1 protein-coding gene is annotated in these 550 nt (G+C 68.5%); it reads right to left on the bottom strand.

Features of this window, described 5'->3' with window-relative positions:
• On the bottom strand, positions 1-550 hold a 550-nt coding region (locus tag IF11_RS37480; RefSeq protein ID WP_037729511.1), incomplete at both ends, for a hypothetical protein.

The raw sequence follows: 550 nt of genomic DNA, 5'->3' as shown, positions 1-550 counted from the left end.
GTGTCCTTGCCGCTCTTGCCGTTGCCCTTGAAGGTCTTTCCGAAGCTCACTCCGCCGGATGCCTCGGTGGAGGTCTTGGTGATGTCGACGTCCGGCGCCTTCTCCGGTTCGAGGTCGGGCTTCTTCTTGCCGGCCCGGGATGCCGGCGGAGATGCTCGCCGTGACGCCGCCTCCGGTCTCGGTCACCCGCTCCAGGGTGACGGTGCCGTCGGACCACTGCTGGAGCTTGACCGACTCGGAGCTGCTGATCTTGATGAAGAGGATCTGGATGACGACGGTGGTCTTCGTCTGGTCCTGGGACAGCAGACACTTCGCGGGCTCGAACGGGTCGCCGTTGGGGACGAAGGGATCGTCCGGGTCCCCGCCTCCGCCGTCCCCTCCGCCGTCGTCACCGTCGCCCGCGTAGTCCCCGGAGGAGCATGCCTCGGCCCCGCTGAGCGGGTGAAGTATGCGGCACACCGCGCTCTTCAGCCCGGTCGCCTCGTCGGCGGGCACGCTCAGACCGACGATCGCCGCCACGACCAGCGAGACGACGCCGACCATCGCGGCG

The sequence above is a fragment of the Streptomyces scopuliridis RB72 genome, assembly GCF_000718095.1.
Taxonomy (GTDB): Bacteria; Actinomycetota; Actinomycetes; order Streptomycetales; family Streptomycetaceae; genus Streptomyces; species Streptomyces scopuliridis.
The sequence above is the reverse complement of the archived record's forward strand: the minus strand, read 5'-3'. Positions and strand labels throughout refer to the sequence as shown.